This is a genomic window from Chromobacterium sp. FG22 (genome assembly GCF_057809415.1).
This window is the reverse complement of sequence record NZ_JBMDJX010000073.1, coordinates 1-987: the sequence shown is the minus strand read 5'-3', so window position 1 is coordinate 987 and position 987 is coordinate 1. Positions and strand designations below refer to the sequence as shown.

The 987-nt window shown below is 56.2% G+C and carries 1 protein-coding gene; it reads left to right on the top strand.

Annotated elements, in window-relative coordinates:
* On the top strand, positions 1-987 hold a 987-nt coding region (locus ACODSD_RS24745), incomplete at both ends, for a hypothetical protein (protein ID WP_488878607.1).

Here is a 987-nt window from a genome sequence, read left to right as displayed (position 1 = left end):
ACCTGTACGACGCCAACGGCAACGCCACGCTGCAGATCGAATCGGACAGCGTGGACCTGCGGCAATTGAGCCGGGATCAGATCCTGGCGGCGATCAACCGGCCGGACAGCGGCCTGCGGTTGACGATCAGCGAATACGACGGCCGCAACCAACGGGTACAGACCAAACAGCCGAAGATGGTGAACGCGCGGGACCAGGCCTTGGTGCAGGCGGAGCGCTGGGTGAGCGCGGTGCCGCAGGAGGGCAGCGGCGGAGTGGTGACGGCGGGGTCTTCGAAGGCGCCGGGCGTGGCGGTGGAGAAGAATCCGCTGGCGGGGGGGGCCTCAAATGCTAATTTACCAATGGGGGGAAGTATTTCTTTGACCCCGGATTTTATGTTTGAGCCGCTAGAGTATTCTAACTCGGAGTTTGAGGGGGGGCGTAGTAGTAGGGGAGGATCTGAATATAAAGCTTACCTTACAAGTATTAGTTTGAATGCTAATTTGCCGAATTTGAGCGCGTATGGAGATGGAGCATATGAAATTGAGTTGACTCTAGGAGAGGACTATGGAAAACCACAAACAGATACCATACAGGTAGACGCTAATGGTAAAGGGGTAAGGCAGGCCGGGTTCTGGCTTCAATTCCAGTGGGGGGGGCCATATCCGACTAGAATGCCGAGTTTCAAATTCAGAGTAAATGTCTATAAGCAAGTCGGTGGTACTCGGCAGAAGTTACCGCTATATAGCAGTTCGGGAGTGCTTCCAGCTGTGGATCTGAGAAATCTGGCTCCCGTAGTTGTATCGGGCTCTTTTGGAGGGAGGGACTTACTGTTTAAAGCGCAGCCCACTGACACCACCCAGATGCTGCTCTACACCCGCCCGGCGGGCAGCAATGCCGGCTGGCAGTACGTCTATGTGCCGCAACTCAAGGCCAATGGAGAGAATGTGAAGGGCCAGTTCGCCCTCGACTGGTCCGGCATGGCGCGCCAAGCCTACGAATTCCGCT